The following is a 19,214-nucleotide window of genomic DNA, read 5'->3' on the forward strand; positions in this document are numbered from 1 at the left end:
CCTGTCATATCTCAGCGCCCTCTTGATCCGTGTGGCGAAAACAGGCATTGAGACTGTACGCCATCATCATGATGTTCGGTTGCGCAAGCAAGTAAAATCGGCCCTGCCTATTCACCTCAGGGGCGTATACATGGTCACATTTGCTTGATCGAACAGTTGCCAAGGGAGTGCCCAGTGGGAAGTGCAGACGCAGTCATTGCCGGTCTGAAACAGGACTTCATCGAGGACACCATCGAACGCATTGATCGTATTGAAACCACGATTGATCGCGTTGCTGGCGGAATGGACGAAGCCGGACCGGGAATTGCCGAACTGCGGCGCGAGGCACACACCGTCAAAGGACTTGCCGGATCATTCGGCTTCCCGCTGGTGGGCGCGATTGCGCATCGGCTTGAAGATTATATTGCCGAACTAAGCGAAATTGATGATCTCGAAGCGGCATCGCTGGTGGATTTCACCAGCTGGATCCGCGAGATCATCGAAAGTGGCACCAACCCCCAGGCCGAAGAAGAAACCCGTATTCTGCGTTCCCTGCCGACCCGCAGCGCCAAGGCCGATGAGCAGGATGATGCATCCGAAGTTGCAGTAGCGCAGGATAAGGAAGTCCTTATTGTCACCGCGACCGCTGTTCAGGGGCATTTTTTGCAACGTGCACTGCGTGAAAAGGGTTTTCGCACCATTACGGCCCGTTCGGCCGTCGAGGCGTTCGAAACGGTGGTTCAATCGCGCCCGGATGCCGTCATTACAGCTGCTGTGCTTGATGGGCTCAGCGGGATCGAACTGATCCGTGCCTTGGCTGCGATGAAAACCCTGTCAGACAAAAAGCTTGGTCTGTTGACGAGTTTCGATGCGTCGCATCCCGATCTTGAAGGCCTGCCTGAAAACGTTGCGATCATCAGCAACAAGGGTAAACAAACCGCAGAGCACCTGGCGAAATTCATCGAAACGATGCTCTGAGCTTTTGTCGGATCGTTAGCTTCGAAAAGAAAAAGGCGGCCATATCGGCCGCCTTTTATTGTTTGTGTTGGCAGATCGGGGCTAATCCGACTTCGGACCCTGCTTGGGGGCGTTGCGCGCCGCCCGGTTTGATGCCACCAGCTTGCGCTGCTTTTTCGGTGTGGTCTTTTTCTTTGCCGCTGCTTTCTTGCCTTTGGACTTGGTCGCAGACGACCCAGCCGGGCCATTTGCGTCCCGTGGGCCGGATCGGAAACCCGGCTTGCTGCCATGACGATGGCTGCGATCGCCCGGGCTGCCGCGCCGTTTACCAGCACCACGCCGTCCGCGTGGCCGTTCAACCAAGTCGCGGGCGGTAATGTCTGCGTGTTCTGCCAGTCGCAGAGCCAAAGATCCGGTGGCCGCATCGGCATCGGCGATCCTGACGACAACCGTATCACCCAGCTGGAACTTCTTGCCGCGATTTTGCCCGACAAGTGCGTGGCTTGCTGCGTCATGGACGTAATAGTCATCGGGCAGGGTGGAAATCGGAACCAACCCGTCTGCCCCTGTTTCGTTCAATGAAACAAACAGACCAAAGTGGGTGACGCCAGAAATCTTACCGGGGAACTCTGCCCCAACCTTGTCGGACATATAGGCTGCGACATAACGGTCAACCGCATCACGTTCGGCCATGGCCGCCCGTCGTTCGGTGCCCGAGATGTCCTCGCCAATCTGTTCGAACCGTTCGCCTTCTTCGGGCGTCAAACCGCCTTCACCAAGTTTAAGGCCCGCGATCAAAGCACGATGGACCAGAAGGTCGGCATAGCGCCGGATCGGGGAGGTAAAGTGCGCATACCGTTTCAGTGCAAGGCCGAAGTGCCCGATATTGTCGGGGCTGTACATTGCCTGTGACTGGCTGCGCAGCACGACCGTGTTGATCAGCTCAGACTCTGGGGTGTCCTTGGCCAGTTCAAGAATGCGGTTGAAATCACGCGGTTTCAAGACCGATGCCTTGTTCAGCTTATAGCCAGCGCCTTCAAGGAATTCGTGCAACGCTTCAAGCTTTTCCTCGCTCGGTGCATCGTGGATACGATACATGCAGGGTTGCTTGATACGTTCAAGTTCCTCAGCAGCGCAGACATTGGCTGCGATCATGAATTCTTCGATCAGCTTGTGACTGTCAAACCGTGCACGCGGCGCAATGGCAACGATCTGCCCGCTGTCATTGAGCTCGATCTTGCGTTCGGGCACATCAAGTTCAAGTACGCCACGTTTCTTGCGTGCTTCCAAAAACGCATTAAACGCGCCATACAGCGGCTTGATGATGGTATCAACCAGCGGACCGGTGGTGTCGTCTGGCTGTCCGTCCATGGCGCGCTGAACCTGATCATAGGTCAGGCGGGCGGCCGATTTCATCATCCCGCGGCAGAACTTGTGACGCAGTTTATGGCCGTGTTTATCCAGCCACATTTCAACCGCCATGCAGCCGCGATCTTCATGCGGGACAAGCGAACACCAGCCGTTCGAAAGCTCAAACGGCAACATCGGCACCACACGATCCGGGAAATAGCAGCTATTGCCGCGTTTGACCGCTTCGCGATCAAGTGCATCGCCCGGACGCACATACCAGGACACATCAGCAATCGCGACCATGATGTGCCAGCCACCTTCATTGGCGGGATCGGGGTCGGCTTCGGCCCAGACAGCATCGTCAAAGTCACGCGCATCGGCGCCATCAATGGTGACCAGCGGGATGTCGCGCAGATCAGTGCGTTTACCCAGTGGTGTGGCCTTGGACTCACGTGCCTGAAGTTCGACTTCCGGCGGGAATTCAAACGGAATGCCGCGTGCATGGATCGATACAAGGCTGATGGATTTGGGTTCATTTATATTGCCAAGAACCTCGGTAATCCGGCCTTTGCGCAGTCCAAAATGTTTGCCCGGCAAAATTTCGGTCAGAACCAGTGCGCCGCTTTCAAGATCAGGATGGTCGTCAAGAGGGACCGCGATCTCGCCGCTATCCTTGCGGTCTGTGGGCACAACGCGGCCTTCGCGTTCATTGGGCCGATAGAGTCCCAAGACGCGCTGTGGCCCGCTTCCAAGGACCCGCATGATGCTGGCTTCGTAGGTGTGCTTGCCTGTATAGCGCAGCTTGGCGAGAATCTTGTCACCAATACCTGGCGCGCTTGGGCCGCCGCGACGAATTGATTTCACAACAATCAGCGGCGGTTCGTATTCATGTTTCCAGACATTCGGTTTGGCCAGAACTTCGCCGTCGTCATCAACGCCGGTGATTTCCAGAACTTCAACCGGGGGTAGGCGGTCGGGTTTGTCAAAACGTCGGCGGCCCTTGACGACATCGCCGCCAATTTTCAGGTCTTTCAGGATTTTTTTGAGTTCGATCTTGGCTGCGCCCTTAATGTTGAAGGCGCGCGCAATTTCGCGCTTCCCAACCGGTGTCGGGCTCATATCGATGAATTCGATAATCTCTTCCTTGGTGGGGAAGTGTTTTTTGTCTTCTGTATCGTTCGCCAACGTTGCGGCGTCCTTTCATAGGTATTCCAGAGAAAAGGAAGGCGGCGATTAATTCGCCGCCGCCTTTTTCGTGGTTGTCTTCTTTGCTGCGGGTTTCTTTGCAGCCGCTTTCTTTTTCGCAGGGGCTTTTTTCTTCGCCGTTGCGGTTTTGGTTGCCGTTTTCTTGGTCGTGGCCTTGGTCGTTTTGCCCGACTTGGCTTCCTTTTCCTTGATGGCCTTGATGGCCATTTCAAGGGTGATGTCATCACGTTCTACATCGCGGATATTGGCGATGGTTTTCTTGTGCTTAACAAACGGTCCCCAGCGGCCAACGGCGACAAAGATCGGTTCACCATCATCGGGATGCTTGCCGATTTCCGTGCCGGACTTTTCACGCTTATCCGCGATCAAGGTGATCGCCCGGTTTTCACCGATCGTCAAAACATCATCGTCGGCCTTGAGAGAGGCAAAAATGCTGCCTGCCTGAACGTATGGGCCGAAACGGCCGATATTGGCCTTCATTTCCTCGCCAGTATCGGGATAAATCCCGACAACACGCGGTAGGGTCAGAAGTTCTTCGGCCTTGGTCAGGTCAACAACAGACGGCTCCAATCCCTTGGGCAGGGATGTGCGTTTCGGTTTGACCTTTTTCGGCTTGCCGTTCTTGCCTTCGACTTCCTCTTCCTCGCCAAGCTGGACGTAAACGCCATACGGGCCTTTTCGAAGGGTGATTTCCTTGCCGGTTTCCTTATCAATGCCAAGGACTTTGGGGCCGGAGTCAAGTTCGGACTCGGAGCCGTTTTCATTGGCAACGAGCGGCCGGGTATAATTGCATTCCGGATAGTTCGAGCAGCCAAGAAAGGCGCCAAACTTGCCGAGCTTGAGGCTCAGTGTTCCATCCGTGCATTTCGGGCATTTATGCGGGTCTGTTCCGTCTTCGCGCGGCGGGAACAGATAGTTTTCCAGCATCACCTGAAGGGCATCAAGGACGTCGGTGATTTTGAGTTCCTTGGCCTCGTCGACATTGCCTTTGAACGACTTCCAGAAATCCTTGAGAACGTCTTTCCATTCCAGCTTGCCCATGGAAACTTCATCAAGCTGGTTTTCCAGATCGGCGGTGAAGTTGTACTGCACATAGCGTTCAAAGAATTTCGACAGGAAGGCTGTTACCAGACGGCCACGGTCCTGTGCGACGAAACGGCGACGTTCCAGCAACACATAGTTCCGGTCCTGCAGAACCGAAATGATCGACGCATAGGTCGACGGACGGCCAATGCCGAGTTCTTCCATCTTCTTGACCAGGCTCGCCTCGGTATAGCGGGGCGGGGGCTGGGTGAAGTGCTGATCAATGCTGACTTTGCCAAGGTCAGGCTTTTGGCCTTCTTTTAGCGGCGGCAGGCGACGATCATTTTCGTCTTCAGCCTCGTCATCCTTGCCTTCCTGATAAAGCTTCAGGAAGCCGTCAAACTTCACAACAGAACCATTTGCACGCAGAACCACGTGATTGTCATTCGATGACAGATCAACTGCGACCTGATCGAAACGGGCGTCTTCCATCTGACACGCCACGGTCCGTTTCCAAATCAGGGTGTAAAGCGCCAACTGGTCTTTATCAAGGTGACGCGAAACCTGTTCCGGACGACGGAACAGATCGGTCGGGCGGACAGCTTCGTGGGCTTCCTGCGCATTCTTTGCCTTGTTGGCAAAGCTGCGCGCATTGGCCGGAAGGTATTGATCACCGTAATCCTTGCCAATCAGGCGGCGTGCAGCGGCGAGGGCTTCCTGTGAAAGCACTACGGCATCGGTACGCATATAGGTGATCAGACCAACCGTTTCGCCACCGATATCGACACCTTCATAAAGGCGCTGGGCAAGCTGCATGGTGCGCTTTGCGCCAAAGCCAAGCTTTCGCGATGCTTCCTGCTGCAGGGTCGATGTGGTGAAGGGTGGCTGCGGACGCCGTTTGACGTCTTTGCGCTCGACCTTTGAAACGGTGTAGCTGCGGCTTTCGACCTTTTCCTTGGCGATCTTGGCGGCACTTTCATCACCAAGTGCCAGCTTATCAAGCTTTTCGCCGTTCAGATGGGTCAGACGTGCGGAAAACTTGCCCTCGGGAACGGCAAAGCCAGCTTCAAGCGACCAGTATTCATCGGGTTTGAAAGCTTCGATTTCGATCTCGCGTTCGCAAATCAAACGGAGCGCAACCGATTGCACGCGGCCAGCCGAACGCGAACCGGGCAGCTTGCGCCACAGAACCGGCGACAGGTTAAAGCCGACGAGATAATCAAGCGCACGGCGCGCCAGATAGGCATCCACCAGTTCCTGATTAAGCTCGCGCGGATTGGCGATGGCTTCGGTGACGGCTTTCTTGGTGATCTCGTGGAACACGACGCGATGGACATCGCGACCGCGGAGCAATTTTTTCTGCTCGAGAACTTCAAGAATGTGCCAGGAAATGGCTTCACCTTCGCGATCCGGGTCAGTCGCGAGATAGATGGTGTCAGAGTCACGTGCCGCCGAAGCAATTTCCTTGATCTGCTTTTCGGAACGGCCATCGGTTTCCCAGACCATTGCAAAATCATTGTCGGTATCGACCGAACCATCCTTGGACGGCAGATCGCGGATATGACCAAACGAGGCCAGCACCTTATAATCGTCGCCGAGATATTTATTGATCGTCTTGGCTTTGGCCGGGGATTCGACGATGACAAGATTCATTACGTTTTTCGTGTCCGGTTCTTGCGCCCGAAGGCGGTCATTATGCTGTGTGGTCCGTAACCTGAAAGTCTGCACACATATATTATAGTGTGTCGCTGTTTTTCAGATCAAATTGCGCAAATTGCGGCAAATCACAACAATATTTGTCACATCCATATCCGACGCGACTCTCATTTGGCGATACGCGATACCCTATTTCCGGGGTGACGTTCAACCCTTCCTGCAAGTTCGAGCTCAATCAAAATTGTCGAAACCTGCTCGGCGGGCAAGTCAGACGTACGAATGAGCTCATCAATCAGAAGGGGGCTAGCAGACAGCAAATCAAAGATTTCTTCTATCTCTTTGACGGAGTCTTCGTTGGTGTCGGGTTCGTCAGAAAATTCTTCTAATTCAATTGATTGCCGGGTTTTATTTTCACCCAGAATGACCGCGTCTTGTTCCAGTGATGCCGTTATCTCGTGATATGATTCGGCTGAGGCGTCAGGGATTGCGTCGCGCGCATCTGTGTTGAAGGTGTGATTTTGTTCAAACAGATGACTGTTTTGCTCGGCAATTCGAAGGGCATCCAGAATTACGTCGGCAGAGTCGCACAAGATTGCACCGTCACGGATCAAACTGTTCGGACCAGCTGCGCGCGGATCGGTCGGGGAGCCCGGAACGGCAAACACATCGCGCCCTTGTTCGGCGGCAAAGCGGGCGGTGATAAGCGATCCGGAATTCCGCCCGGCCTCGATGACAACCGTTCCTAATGACAATCCAGAAATGATGCGGTTGCGACGGGGAAAGTGCCTTGCCTGTGGTTGGAGGCTGGGGGGCATTTCTGACACCACACACCCCTGTTCGCAGAGTTGCGCATAAAGGTCCTGATGTTCGCGGGGATAAACGACATCCACGCCGCCACCCAGAACAGCAATCGTACCACCGCCTGCATCATGTTTGCTTTGCAAGGCCGCCGCATGGGCTGCGCCATCAATGCCGCGTGCCATACCTGACACAACAACATAGCCCGCGTTTACGAGCTCATGACTGATTTTACGGGCAAATCCGCATCCCGTTGCCGAAGCATTGCGCGCACCAACGATCCCGATGGCGGCTTTGCCAAGAAGCTCAATCCGTCCGATGGCATAAAAATAGGGCGGGGCATCATCAATCCGCGCCAGAAGTGCCGGATATTCCGGGTCGCCGAAAATGATCGGTCGGGCGCGCGATGCCTTCGCGGCTTCAATTTCCGCAACCGTTTCGTCGCGACTGGCAATCTTGATCTTTCGCGTGGTCTTTGCTTGGGCAATGACATCGGGCAGGGCATCAATGGCATTTCGGCCTGAACCAAACCGTTCCAGCAATTTGCGAAAGGTGACCGGTCCGACATTGGTGCTGCGCGCCAGTCGCATGCGTGCCAGACGTTCCGATTGCGATAATCGCGATGGTTGTTGGTTGGGTAAATGCATAACGCCCGGATTGTGGTCATCCGGGCGTTATTTCGTCAAGCTATTCGAAGGGGCATCTTGCGCCTATGAAGCAGGGGTTTCTTCGTCAGCCTGCTTTTTCTTCTGGCCGATCTTGGGTTCCTCACCGCGGATCAGGCGTTTGATATTGGCGTGATGGGCAAGCCAGACAATCACAGCCAAGAATACGCCAAGCCACCCGGCACCAGGATCGTTGGCGATGAAGAACGCCGCCAACGGTGCCGCGATCATGGCGATAAGTGCCGAAAGCGAAGAAATCCGGAAGATCAGCGCCATCACTAACCACGTCAGCGCAGCGCACAGGCCCATAATCCAGTTGACGGCGGCAAGCGTGCCAAGGGTTGTCGCAACCCCTTTGCCGCCCTTGAACCGCAGCCAAATCGGGAACATGTGGCCAATAACCGCGGCGCCGCCGGCAAAGATTCCTTGCTCTGCACCGTAAAGGTGGGTGAACAGCAGTGCTGCAAAGGCGCCTTTGCCCGCATCGCCGATCAGGGTCAGGAAGGCCAATCCCTTGCGACCTGTACGCAGAACGTTCGTTGCACCGATATTGCCGGAACCAATCTGGCGGATGTCGCCAAGGCCAGCCATGCGGGTCAGAACCAGACCAAACGGGATAGAGCCCAACAGGTACCCACAGACCGTCGCAACCTGGAGCGACATCAACATTGCCTTATAGGTGGCATCAAGTTCCATTTCAGGCACCTTCCGAGAAGACTTCGCGGCCATCGATCAGGGTGCGCAGGACGCGCCCCTGTGTCAGACGGCCGTCAAACGGTGAATTTTTCGATTTCGAATGGAACTGGTACGGATCAATTTTCCACGGGCGATCCGGATCAAAGATCACCAGATCGGCTGCGGTTCCTTCTGCCAGTGTTCCAGCCCCTTTGATGCGCACCAGTTCGGCTGGTGTGCGGGTCAGTTTGGTAATCACATCGAGCAGCGACATATGCCCGTTGTGATAAAGTTCCAACGCCATCGGAAGCAAGGTTTCAAACCCGACTGCACCGGCAGCGGCCTGCGCAAAGGGAAGGCGTTTGGAATCGGCATCTTGCGGGTTGTGGTCCGATGCAATGGCATCAATCGTGCCATCGGCAAGGCCAGTAACAATCGCCTGTCGGTCATCTTCGGAGCGAAGCGGCGGTGACAGCTTGGCAAAGGTGCGGTAATCCGAAACCGCATTCTCGTTCAGTGCGAAATAGGGCGGTGCGGTATCGCAGGTGACTTTAAGCCCGCGTTTCTTCGCCTTGCGGATCACTTCCACCGATTCACCGGTCGAAATATGGGCGAAATGCAGACGCCCGCCCGTCATTTCAACCAGTCGCAAGTCGCGTTCGATCTGAATGACTTCGGCCAGTGGCGAGACCCCGGAAAGGCCAAGGCGGGTTGCCAGTTCGCCGCTATTCATCGACGCACCCTTGGAAAGCTCGGGCTCTTCCGGGTGTTGGACGATCATGCCATCAAAGAACGTGGAATAGGACAAGGCCTGGCGGAGCAGACGTGCACTGGCGATGGTCTTGATCCCGTCGCAGAAGGCAACCGCACCGGCCTGATGAAGCAGACCCATTTCGGTGATTTCCTGCCCCTCGATGCCCTTGGAGACGGCGCCATAGACAAATACCTTGGCCAAGCCAACCTTGCGGGCGCGACGGGCAATGAATTCGACACCGGCCACGTCATCAATCACCGGATCGGTGTTGGGCAGGGCAATAATGGTGGTGACGCCACCGATTGCCGCCGATTTGCCAGCGGTTTCGATGGTTTCCTGATGTTCAAATCCCGGTTCACGCAATTGGGCGCGCATATCAACCAGACCCGGTGCCAAACATGCACCGCCAAGGTCAATGACCTCAAAACCATCTGGAACAGTACCTTCGGTGATGTCCGCGCCACTTTTGGCAATGGTGTCATCTTCAATCAGAAGGCCACCGGTTTCATCGGTTTGTTTGACCGGATCAAGCAGCCTGGCATTGATGAAGGCTTTTTTGCCGGCTCCTTTGGCGCGAATGGCGGGGCTCATGCCTGACCTCCGATCTTTCTGTGGTTCTGCACAAGCAACTCAAGCGCTGCCATGCGCACCGCGACGCCCATTTCGACCTGTTCGCGGATGACGGAACGTTCAACGTCGTCAGCCACTTCACTGTCGATCTCGACACCGCGGTTCATCGGACCGGGATGCATTATCAGGGCATCGGGTTTGGCGTTGGCAAGCTTCGCACGGTCAAGCCCGTGGAAATGGAAGTACTCGCGCACCGACGGGATGAAGCTGCCTTCCATGCGTTCCAGCTGCAGACGCAGCATCATGACGATGTCGCAATCCTTCAGGCCTTCTTCCATGTTATGGAAAATCTCGACACCCATCCGGTCGATCTTGGACGGGATCAGGGTTGGCGGGGCGACAAGGCGCACGCGCGATCCCATGGTGTTCAAAAGCAGGATATTGGAACGTGCAACACGCGAATGGGCAATATCGCCACAGATCGCAACATTCAGGCGATGCAGGCGTCCCTTGTGGCGGCGGATGGTCAGGGCATCAAGAAGTGCCTGGGTTGGGTGTTCGTGGCGACCGTCGCCCGCATTCAAAACCGCACAATTGACCTTTTCGCTCAGAAGCTTGACCGCGCCACTATCGCCATGGCGGACAACCAGTGCATCCGGGTTCATGGCATTCAGGGTCATCGCCGTATCAATCAGGGTTTCGCCCTTTTTGACCGAACTGGTGCCGACCGTCATGTTGATGACATCAGCCCCCAGACGTTTGGCAGCCAGTTCAAACGATGTCAGCGTCCGGGTGGAGTTTTCGTAAAACAGATTAACAACTGTCGCGCCGGCCAGAATATTGCTGGTCTTGTCTGCGGAGCGGTTTTTTTCCGCATAGTGCTGGGCGCGATCCAGAATAAGGGTGATTTCCCCGGGGGTAAGACCCTCGATCCCGAGGAGGTGTGGGTGCGGATAATGATCCGCCGCTGGTCCCATGACGCTCATGGCGTTGCACATTTCCCTTGGATGATCTTTGAAAAATTTCGGGCGGAGCATAACGAATTGCCCCTGTCACGAAAAGTTAAATATTGCCGGTAATGCCGATCCAATCGCTTCAAATTTCCTGACTGATCGGTCAGGTTTCAGGCGGCGAAGGCCAGACGATCGGCGATCAGACGGCCTGGGTCAAAATGGCGATCACCGGCATGGTGATAATCGCAAGCAGGGTATGAACGGTGATGATGCTGGCCATCATCTGCGCATCGCCCCCCATGAGGCGCGCAAGAACATAGGCACTGGCAGAGCAGGGCAGTGCCGCATAAAGCACCACCGCAGCAAGTTCGATATCGGGCAGTCCCAGCATCAGGCACAGACCGGCTGCAATCGCTGGGCTCAACACCAGTTTTCCAACACTTGAAACCCCGACCGGAAAACCTGCGCGCCGTGCAGCCGAAAGATCAAGCCCGGCACCAACGGCAAGCAGGCCGATGGGTAGGGCCGCGCGTCCAAGCACCTCAAGAAAGGGGCCAATGATTGGCGGCAAGCCAATTCCCAGAACGTTAAACAGGCTACCCAGCACGCATGCCATCAGAAGCGGATTTTTTGCCACATCACGCAGCAATGACAAAACGCCGGGCTTGCGATCATTTTCACCCAGATGGGCACATGCCAAAACGGAAATAACGTTAACTGTGGGTACGACCAACGCGACGCAAAGGGCAGTAACGGTTAGTCCGTGTGTGCCAAGCAAGGCCGCGGCAACGGCAAGCCCGATATAGGTGTTTGGCCGGATGGCGCCTTGCACCAGCGATGAAAATGTCGGTGCGGAAACCTTCAAAACGGGGCGCACCACAAGGATCAGTGCGGTGCAGATCGCAATCGTGCCCAGCATTGCCGTCGCAATCCCCAACAGTGGCAGGCTGCCAAGGTCTGCTTTGGCGGTGTTGGAAAAAAGAAGGGCCGGGAAGGTGATAAAATAAGTCAGTTTCTCGGCACCCGGCCAAAAACTGTCGGGCAAGAAACGCCGTTCGCGCAGCACATACCCGACAACGATCAGGGCAAAGGTCGGCAGAAGTGCTGAGAGAATGGCAAGCATCAGGTGGCTTTCATCACGTAATGAAGAAGAACTTTCAACGTCACCATACTGTTATCACCGATCTGAGCACGGTGAAATACGCTCGCAATATGTAATTGGCATAGATGACTAAAATTCAGTTGGTGGCGAGTTGTTCTTTGCCGGTGTTTTCCGATGTGATAGTCAGCACATCCAACAGGTTTTGGCGTCGATAGACTGTTTGTTCTGCAAAGTCGTCCAGCTCGCTGAATGTTCAAGGAAAGGGACGCCATGTCACGCGCGATTGATCACATTGTATTATGTGTGAATGATCTTGATGCCGCGATAGCTGTCTATACGCAGCTCGGATTCACAGTGACCCCGCGTGCAGTTCATCCCTTTGGTACCGGTAATGCCCTGATCCAGCTTGACGGCATGTATATCGAACTTCTTGCCGTGATTGATCCGGACAAGATTGCCGAAACGGACCTTGCCCAGCCATTTTCGTTTCCGATCTACAATCGCGACTATCTGCGACATCGTGAAGGCATGTCGATGCTGGCGCTGCAATCACGCGACGCCGAGCAGGACAGACAAAAATTTATCGCAGCCGGTGCCGCAGTGCCGCCGGTATTTCACTTTGAACGCGATGCCAAGACGCCTGATGGTGAAACCGTCGGCGTTGCCTTTTCGTTGGCCTATGCCAACCATCCACTGTTACGACATGCAGTGACGTTTGTGTGTCAACATCGTCATCCGGTGCAGAATTTCTATTTTCCTGACTATCAAAGCCATCAGAATGGCGCTGTTGCGATTGGCAAGGTTCTTGTTGATCATTGGGCGGCCGAGGCGGTACGCGACTTTTATGAGGAAATCGGAGTCGACGCGATTGTTGATGCCTTGCATGGCGACGAACTGATTTCGCGCTATGGCGTTGAGGATTCAGCATTCCCGACAGACGGATTTGCCGGCTTTGAATTAATTGTCGATGACATCGCGAAAATCGCTGATGCAGCTGTCGCAATGGGGGCCGTTGAAAAAGACGGCATGCTTATCATTCCGCCTTCAAGGTTCTTCGGGGTGTTGATGGTGATCAAAGCCAAATAAAAAGCTGCCTGAATGAACAGGCAGCTTTGATCTTTTTGGTCATGGCAGACTGTTGGTTATCAGTCTTCTTCAGCCTCGATATCGTCATCGTCGGCTTCGGCGTTTTCGCCGGGATCGGTATGGCGGTTCAAATGGTCCAGCGCGCCTTGCAAGATATAAGCAGCAGCTGTCTTGTCGACGACTTCAGCACGGCGTTTGCGGGTCATATCGACTTCTTCAATCAGAATACGCTCGACCGCGTTTGTTGACAGGCGCTCGTCCCACATCAAAACCGGCAGGTCGATATACTTTTCCATTTCGTCGATAAAGGCATAGACGCGATGGCACGCCTTGCCGATCGACCCATCAAGTTCGCGCGGGAAGCCGATGATAATGCCGCCGACATTCTGTTTGTCGATAATCGACGAAAGCTGGGCAATATCGCGTGTGAACTTCTTTCGTGAAATCAGCTCATACGGTGAGGCAATCTGCAGCCCTACATCTGATAGGGCTACGCCAATTGTCTTGGTGCCCAAATCAAGGCCCAATACACGTGCTGCCGGTGGCAAGAACCGCAGCAATTCCTGAGTGTCATTGCAAATCATGGCGACCTTATAGGAGTCTTTTTGCGAAAATGCCAGCGCAAAGCAAATGTATCGTTTTCCGATTTATGGAAGAAACGACGCCGAGTTGAGTGTGTGAGCGCATTTTATTCTAAATGCAGCCAAGAATGGCGGACTTCCTAGCGTAAAAATCTTTCTGAATGATGAGGGGTTGAAGTGCCTCAGCAGGTTTGTTTTAATATCGCACTGCCGAAATTGATCGAAATCGAAATATGCAGGGCGAAACAGGCAGACCGAATGCGCAGATCATCTTGAGAGAAAGAAAACAGAAAGAGGCAGCGCACCTATTACACGTGAGTGTCGCAATGCTTCTATCCACGGGGTTCGGGAACCGTCATGCTCGACAGGTTCCAGTTGATTTCCGCATACAAAAATCACCAAAAGCGAAAACGCTGAACAAACAATGACAAATCAGGGGGTATAGGGTTTGGCCGACGGTGCATCAAATGAAGCGTTCGTTGAGTTTGAACGTGTACAGAAAAGTTATGACGGCGAGACACTCGTCGTTAAAGATCTCAACCTAACAATGCCTAAAGGCGAGTTCCTGACGATGCTTGGTCCGTCAGGGTCTGGCAAGACGACTTGTCTTATGATGCTTGCCGGCTTCGAAACCGCGACCCATGGCGATATCCGCCTTGGTGGCGTTTCGATCAACGATATCCCGCCGCACAAGCGTGGTATCGGCATGGTCTTCCAGAACTACGCGCTCTTTCCGCATATGACCATTGCCGAAAATCTGGCTTTCCCGCTTGAGGTCCGCAAACTGGGCAAAGCGGAACAGGAAGAGAAGGTCAAACGCGCACTCGACATGGTTGAAATGGGAAGCTTCGGTGGCCGTCGTCCGGCACAGCTTTCCGGCGGCCAGCAACAGCGTGTCGCGTTGGCCCGTGCGCTTGTGTTTGAACCTGAACTGGTTCTGATGGATGAGCCGCTCGGTGCGCTTGATAAACAGCTTCGTGAAAAGATGCAGTTTGAAATCACGCATCTGGCCCATCAACTCGGCATTACCACGGTTTACGTCACCCACGACCAGACCGAGGCATTGACCATGTCCGACCGCGTCGCCGTGTTTGACGACGGCCGTATTCAGCAGCTTGCACCGCCAGATAAACTGTACGAACAGCCCGAAAACAGCTTTGTCGCGCAGTTCATTGGCGAAAACAACACGCTCGAAGGCGTCATCAAGGAAATCAAGGGTAACACCTGTGTTGTCCAGCTTGATGGCGGCGAAATCATCGATGCCGTTCCGGTCAATGTCAGCCAGGTGGGTGAACGTACACGCGTTTCGATCCGTCCTGAACGTGTTGAATATAACCGTGATCGCCTGCATGCAGATGCGCATACGCTCAAGGCCGAGGTACTGGAATTCATCTATATGGGTGACATCTTCCGTACACGCCTGCGTGTGGCCGGCAATGACGAGTTCATCATCAAGACCAGGAACGCACCGGACCAGGTGCGTCTGAAGCCGGGTCAGGAAATCGAGATTGGCTGGCTTGCAGAAGATTGCCGCGCGCTTGACGCGTCGTAACTTTTAGTCAGGCAGATACAGGACCGGTACGCCCGGGTGCTGGTCCTCAACGAATAGTCCGGGAAACAATCAGGGAGTCTATTAATGCAGCTTATTAAAACCCTTACAGCATCAACAGCTTTGCTTGTTGTGGCGGCAGGCTCAGCCTATGCCGACGACCACATGGCGTCTGACATGACGCTGGTCAGCTGGGGCGGTGCCTATCAGAACAGCCAGATCAAGGCTTATGCTGAGCCTTATATGGAAATGAACCCGGGTGTTTCGATCACCTGGGATGAAAGCTCGAACGAAGCCGTTGCAAAACTGCGTGCAATGAACGAAGCCAACAACGTGACCTGGGATCTGGTTGACGTTGTTGCTTCCGATGCAATGCGCCTTTGCGACGAAGGCCTCGCTATGGAAATCGACCCGAACGAAGTTCTTGCAGAAGCGCCGGATGGCACCTCGGCAGAAGATGACTTCGGTGATCTCCTCGTAAGTGACTGCTTCATCCCGCAGATCGTTTATTCGACCACGTTTGGTTACCGCGAAGACATGGTTCCGGCTGGAACTCCGGCACCGACCGATATCTGTGCACTGTTCGACACCGAAACCTATCCGGGCATGCGTTCGCTTGAAAAACGCCCGATCAACAACATGGAATGGGCTCTGCTCTGCGATGGTGTTGCCAAGGACGAAGTTTACAGCGTTCTTGAAACTCCGGAAGGTCAGCAGCGCGCTCTTGATAAGCTGGCAACCATCAAAGACAGCGTTATCTGGTGGAGTGCTGGTGCAGACACCCCGCAGCTTCTGGCTGACGGCGAAGTCTTCATGGGCTCGACCTACAACGGTCGTCTGTTCTCCGCAATCGAAGAGCAGGATCAGCCGATCGCCATGCTTTGGGACGCGCAGGTCTTTGACCTTGACGGTTGGATCATTCCGTCCGGTCTTCCGGAAGAGCGTCTGAACCGCGTTCTGGACTTCGTGAAGTTCGCAACCGACACCCAGCGTCTTGCTGACCAGGCTGCTTACATCTCGTATGGTCCGGCTCGTTTCTCCTCAGCACCGCTCGTTGGTAAGCATGCTGAACTCGGTATCGACATGGCTCCGCACATGCCGACCGATCCGGCAAACGCCAAGAACACGTTCCTCTATAACTACGAGTTCTGGGCTGACTACCGTGACGACATCGATGCCAAATTCCAGGCTTGGCTTGCTCAATAAGAGCTAAGGGTAGGGGGCCGTTCGCGGCCCCCTTTACCGACCAATTCGCTAAACAATAAATTGCCGGTCGAAACAATAGACCGAAAACACCGGGGCAGGCTTACGGGGGCGTAATGGGTGATACATCTCAAGAAGTAGTGTTAGCTGCTGATGGCAGACCGCTAAAACAAAGTCTACGAAGGGCATTGATGCGCCAGAAGATGCGCGCGCTCATGCTGGTTGCGCCACTTTTGATCTTTGTGGTCGTGACTTTTATCGTACCGATTCTCTCGATGCTTTTCCGGTCGGTTGAAAACGACATTGTGCCGAATACGATCCCGGGAACCGTGATTGCGCTTTCCCAGTGGGATGGATCAAGCGGGGAACCGCCGCACGAAAACGTTTACCGCAATCTTTACATTGATTTATTCAAGGCAGAGGAAGCTAAACAGCACACCCGCCTTGGTTCTCGCCTGAACTACGAGCAATCCGGATTGTCATCCTTGTTCCGGACCACGGGGCGGTCGCTTGATGATATCGGTGAGCTTTGGCAGGATCCGCTTGAAGACATCGATCCGAACTTCGAAGAAGGTTCTTTCTGGTTCGAAATGATGTCGGGCACAGGCGGCGAAGATTTCCTTGAAACACGCCGGGAACTGATGGCGCTGATGTCTGATGAAGACATGAGTGGTGATGTCGGCTTTGTGCCGTCAGAAGAAATCATTCAGCTGCTGCCCTGGACCGCGCGTGCCTATACCGACTTTGCGTTGTGGGCTGCGATCCGCGATGGCGACACCGTTGCCGAGGAAGATCCGTGGGAGTCCGTTTATGGCGCCCTTGGTATGGACCTGACCAATCCGGATACGGTTTCGGCGATCAACAGCTATAACGGTGCGGGCGCAAGCACCTTGCAAGCCGCTGCCGCCAATATTGATCAGCTGCCACAATTCGGTTTCCGCGAAGCTTTCACCGAAGAAGACAAAGATTGGGGCTCAGCTGATATCTGGGCAACCATCAAGCTCTATTCGCCAAGCATGACCCCGGGCTACTTCCTGAATTCCGTCGATATGACGCTGACGCCCGACGGGATCGTGATGAAGCCCGAAAATCAGCAGATTTATACGACGCTGTTCATGCGCACCCTGATCATGGCGCTGATCATTACTGCAAGCTGCATTGTTCTTGGCTATCCCGTGGCATGGTTGCTTGCCAATCTGCCAATGCGGACGGCAAGTATCCTGATGATTTTGGTTCTGCTACCGTTCTGGACGTCGCTTTTGGTGCGAACGTCGGCCTGGAAGGTTTTGTTACAGCAGCAAGGGGTGATCAATGAAATCCTTGTCTGGCTTGGCTTTGTTAATGATGCGGATCGCCTTGTTCTGATGAATAACGCAACAGGTACGGTCATTGCGATGACCCACATCCTGCTGCCATTCATGATCCTGCCACTGTATTCGGTGATGAAAACCATTCCGCCCAGCTATCAGCGGGCCGCCAAGTCACTTGGTGCGACGAACTGGACGGCCTTCTGGCGTGTCTATTTCCCGCAATCGGTTCCGGGTATTGGTGCTGGTTCGATCCTCGTGTTCATTCTTGCGATCGGTTACTACATCACGCCGGAAATCGTTGGTGGTACGGATGGCGTCTTCATCTCCAACCGAATTGCCTATCATATTTCAAGTTCACTCAACTGGGGCCTTGCGGCCGCACTCGGGTCCATCCTTCTCGTCGTCGTTCTTGGCCTGTACTGGTGCTACGACAAGATTGTGGGCATCGATAACGTGAAGTTGGGGGGCTAAGAACATGAATGAAGTAATCTCATACGTAAGACGGCCCGAATTGATGACCTTCACAATGCCACTGGTGGCCTTGTTAGGCGCGATGTTTGGCTTCGTTACCGGCAACATCTTTGGCAGCCCGTGGGTCGGGTTCGTCATCGGTGCTTTGGTCGGTGCGGCGCTGGCCTTTGTGTTCTCGAAAATCATCAAGGTGAAAAGCAAACAGAAAACGCTGGCAACTGGCGTGCTTTTCGGCGGTGTAGGCATGATTTTCGGTGGGCTTGGCGGCTTGTTTGGTGGCTTCCTTGTCGGTATTTCGATGGGCTGGTTTGCCAACTGGGTCGGGAGCGGTCGGTATCGCGCCGGTGTTCCGATCTATTACACACCGGGTCAGGTTCTTTGGCACAACGCATTCCTGTTTATCTGTGCGTTTGTGTTCTTCTTCCTGATCGCGCCGCTTCTGCCGGTGATCTGGCTCAGCTTCAATGCCGAGAACTTCTTTACCTTTACGCCTGAAATGCTGAGCTTCAAGGCAGAGGGCTATAGCCTCAAGCATTATCGCGATTTCCTTGGTACCGACGAATGGATGGTACCGCTTAAGAACTCGTTGATCATCGCGCCGATTGCGACGCTGATTTCGGTATCGCTCGGGACCCTTGCCGCGATTGGCCTCAGTCAGTCGCACGTGCCCGGCCGTCAGGCAATGATGGCCGTGCTTATCTCACCGATGATCGTGCCGCTGATCATATCAGCCACCGGCATGTTCTTCTTCTATGCGCCTCTGGGCAACTGGCTTGAGCTTAATCTTGGGCTCAATCAGGCATTTGTCGGCTATGTAAAGGTGATTTTGGCCCACGCTGTGCTGGGCATACCGTTTGTCATCATCACGGTCACCGCGACGTTGGTTGGCTTTGACAAGTCGCTGACCCGTGCGGCGGCAAACATGGGGGCAAACCCGGTAACCACCTTCTTCAAGGTTCAGATGCCTCTGATCCTGCCAGGTGTGATTTCGGGCGGCCTGTTTGCCTTTATCACCTCGTTTGATGAAGTGGTTGTGGTCCTGTTTGTCGGTTCTGCCCGTCAGCAAACCCTGCCATGGCAGATGTATACCGGCCTGCGCGAACAGATTTCGCCGACCATTCTGGCAGCTGCGACGATCCTCGTATCTGTCTCGATCTTGCTGCTGCTGACGGTGGAACTGCTGCGTCGTCGTTCCGAACGTCTGCGTGGGATGAGCCCAGGCTAAGTCGTCGACGAGCCCTAAAACACCAAACAGGCCGACAGCATTGATGTTGTCGGCCTGTTTGTTTTTACAAGCTGCGGACGGTTATCTGCAAACCAGCCACG

At 54.5% G+C, this 19,214-nt stretch carries 14 protein-coding genes; 6 read left to right on the plus strand and 8 right to left on the minus strand.

The window, feature by feature from the left end:
• The first annotated feature begins 174 nt into the window (after positions 1 to 174).
• Complete coding sequence (locus tag WBY09_RS09900) at positions 175 to 957, plus strand: Hpt domain-containing protein (protein ID WP_063089808.1); 783 nt, start codon at positions 175 to 177, stop codon at positions 955 to 957.
• Between the two features lie 81 nt (positions 958 to 1,038).
• On the opposite strand, the gene rnr is transcribed toward WBY09_RS09900, so the two are convergent.
• The 7 genes from rnr to WBY09_RS09935 form a co-directional block, all read right to left on the minus strand.
• Entirely contained in the window at positions 1,039 to 3,471 is a 2,433-nt protein-coding gene (gene rnr / locus WBY09_RS09905) for a ribonuclease R (protein WP_210517458.1), read from the minus strand.
• A gap of 48 nt (positions 3,472 to 3,519) precedes the next feature.
• Positions 3,520 to 6,168 (minus strand): type I DNA topoisomerase, encoded by a 2,649-nt coding sequence (gene topA, locus WBY09_RS09910; RefSeq protein ID WP_336232628.1) that lies wholly within the window; start codon positions 6,166 to 6,168, stop codon positions 3,520 to 3,522.
• Positions 6,169 to 6,338: 170 nt separating this feature from the next.
• Entirely contained in the window at positions 6,339 to 7,616 is a 1,278-nt protein-coding gene (dprA, locus tag WBY09_RS09915) for a DNA-processing protein DprA (RefSeq protein ID WP_336232629.1), read from the minus strand.
• Between the two features lie 63 nt (positions 7,617 to 7,679).
• Positions 7,680 to 8,330, minus strand: coding sequence for a glycerol-3-phosphate 1-O-acyltransferase PlsY (plsY, locus tag WBY09_RS09920; protein WP_008890783.1), 651 nt, complete (start codon positions 8,328 to 8,330; stop codon positions 7,680 to 7,682).
• 1 nt (position 8,331) lies between these two features.
• Positions 8,332 to 9,654, minus strand: coding sequence for a dihydroorotase (locus WBY09_RS09925; protein WP_336232630.1), 1,323 nt, complete (start codon positions 9,652 to 9,654; stop codon positions 8,332 to 8,334).
• Positions 9,651 to 10,610: an aspartate carbamoyltransferase catalytic subunit gene (locus tag WBY09_RS09930; RefSeq protein WP_086013196.1), complete on the minus strand. Its 960-nt coding sequence runs from the start codon at positions 10,608 to 10,610 to the stop codon at positions 9,651 to 9,653. Before WBY09_RS09930 ends, WBY09_RS09925 begins: the two co-directional genes overlap by 4 nt.
• Positions 10,611 to 10,785: 175 nt before the next feature.
• Positions 10,786 to 11,709, minus strand: coding sequence for an AEC family transporter (locus WBY09_RS09935; RefSeq protein WP_064780935.1), 924 nt, complete (start codon positions 11,707 to 11,709; stop codon positions 10,786 to 10,788).
• A 249-nt stretch (positions 11,710 to 11,958) separates the two neighbouring features.
• Between WBY09_RS09935 and WBY09_RS09940 the strand changes: the two genes are divergently transcribed.
• Entirely contained in the window at positions 11,959 to 12,774 is an 816-nt protein-coding gene (locus WBY09_RS09940) for a VOC family protein (RefSeq protein ID WP_286792230.1), read from the plus strand.
• A 59-nt stretch (positions 12,775 to 12,833) separates the two neighbouring features.
• Here the strand turns inward: WBY09_RS09940 and ruvX are convergent, their stop codons facing one another.
• On the minus strand, positions 12,834 to 13,358 hold the full coding sequence (ruvX, locus tag WBY09_RS09945; protein WP_008890778.1) for a Holliday junction resolvase RuvX: 525 nt from the start codon (positions 13,356 to 13,358) through the stop codon (positions 12,834 to 12,836).
• A 445-nt stretch (positions 13,359 to 13,803) separates the two neighbouring features.
• Between ruvX and WBY09_RS09950 the strand changes: the two genes are divergently transcribed.
• From WBY09_RS09950 to WBY09_RS09965, 4 genes are all read left to right on the plus strand, one after another.
• Positions 13,804 to 14,907 carry an ABC transporter ATP-binding protein gene (locus WBY09_RS09950; RefSeq protein WP_008890777.1) on the plus strand — a complete coding sequence of 368 codons (1,104 nt, stop codon included), beginning with the start codon at positions 13,804 to 13,806 and terminating at the stop codon, positions 14,905 to 14,907.
• An 84-nt stretch (positions 14,908 to 14,991) separates the two neighbouring features.
• Complete coding sequence (locus tag WBY09_RS09955) at positions 14,992 to 16,110, plus strand: extracellular solute-binding protein (protein ID WP_336232631.1); 1,119 nt, start codon at positions 14,992 to 14,994, stop codon at positions 16,108 to 16,110.
• 188 nt (positions 16,111 to 16,298) lie between these two features.
• Positions 16,299 to 17,888 carry an ABC transporter permease gene (locus WBY09_RS09960; protein WP_336232632.1) on the plus strand — a complete coding sequence of 530 codons (1,590 nt, stop codon included), beginning with the start codon at positions 16,299 to 16,301 and terminating at the stop codon, positions 17,886 to 17,888.
• A gap of 43 nt (positions 17,889 to 17,931) precedes the next feature.
• Complete coding sequence (locus tag WBY09_RS09965) at positions 17,932 to 19,113, plus strand: ABC transporter permease (protein ID WP_336232633.1); 1,182 nt, start codon at positions 17,932 to 17,934, stop codon at positions 19,111 to 19,113.
• Positions 19,114 to 19,214: the final 101 nt, after the last annotated feature.

Source organism: Thalassospira sp. CH_XMU1458, from assembly GCF_037027205.1.
In the GTDB taxonomy this organism is placed as follows: domain Bacteria; phylum Pseudomonadota; class Alphaproteobacteria; order Rhodospirillales; family Thalassospiraceae; genus Thalassospira; species Thalassospira tepidiphila.

Coding starts and splice junctions, on each gene's coding strand:
- WBY09_RS09965 (WP_336232633.1), top strand. CDS start 17,932: ATGACCTTCACAATGCCACTGGTGGCCTTGTTAGGCGCGATGTTTGGC.
- ruvX (WP_008890778.1), bottom strand. CDS start 13,358: ATGATTTGCAATGACACTCAGGAATTGCTGCGGTTCTTGCCACCGGCA.
- dprA (WP_336232629.1), bottom strand. CDS start 7,616: ATGCATTTACCCAACCAACAACCATCGCGATTATCGCAATCGGAACGT.
- WBY09_RS09925 (WP_336232630.1), bottom strand. CDS start 9,654: ATGAGCCCCGCCATTCGCGCCAAAGGAGCCGGCAAAAAAGCCTTCATC.
- plsY (WP_008890783.1), bottom strand. CDS start 8,330: ATGGAACTTGATGCCACCTATAAGGCAATGTTGATGTCGCTCCAGGTT.
- WBY09_RS09955 (WP_336232631.1), top strand. CDS start 14,992: ATGCAGCTTATTAAAACCCTTACAGCATCAACAGCTTTGCTTGTTGTG.
- WBY09_RS09935 (WP_064780935.1), bottom strand. CDS start 11,709: ATGCTTGCCATTCTCTCAGCACTTCTGCCGACCTTTGCCCTGATCGTT.
- WBY09_RS09960 (WP_336232632.1), top strand. CDS start 16,299: ATGCGCCAGAAGATGCGCGCGCTCATGCTGGTTGCGCCACTTTTGATC.
- WBY09_RS09940 (WP_286792230.1), top strand. CDS start 11,959: ATGTCACGCGCGATTGATCACATTGTATTATGTGTGAATGATCTTGAT.
- WBY09_RS09930 (WP_086013196.1), bottom strand. CDS start 10,610: ATGGGACCAGCGGCGGATCATTATCCGCACCCACACCTCCTCGGGATC.
- topA (WP_336232628.1), bottom strand. CDS start 6,168: ATGAATCTTGTCATCGTCGAATCCCCGGCCAAAGCCAAGACGATCAAT.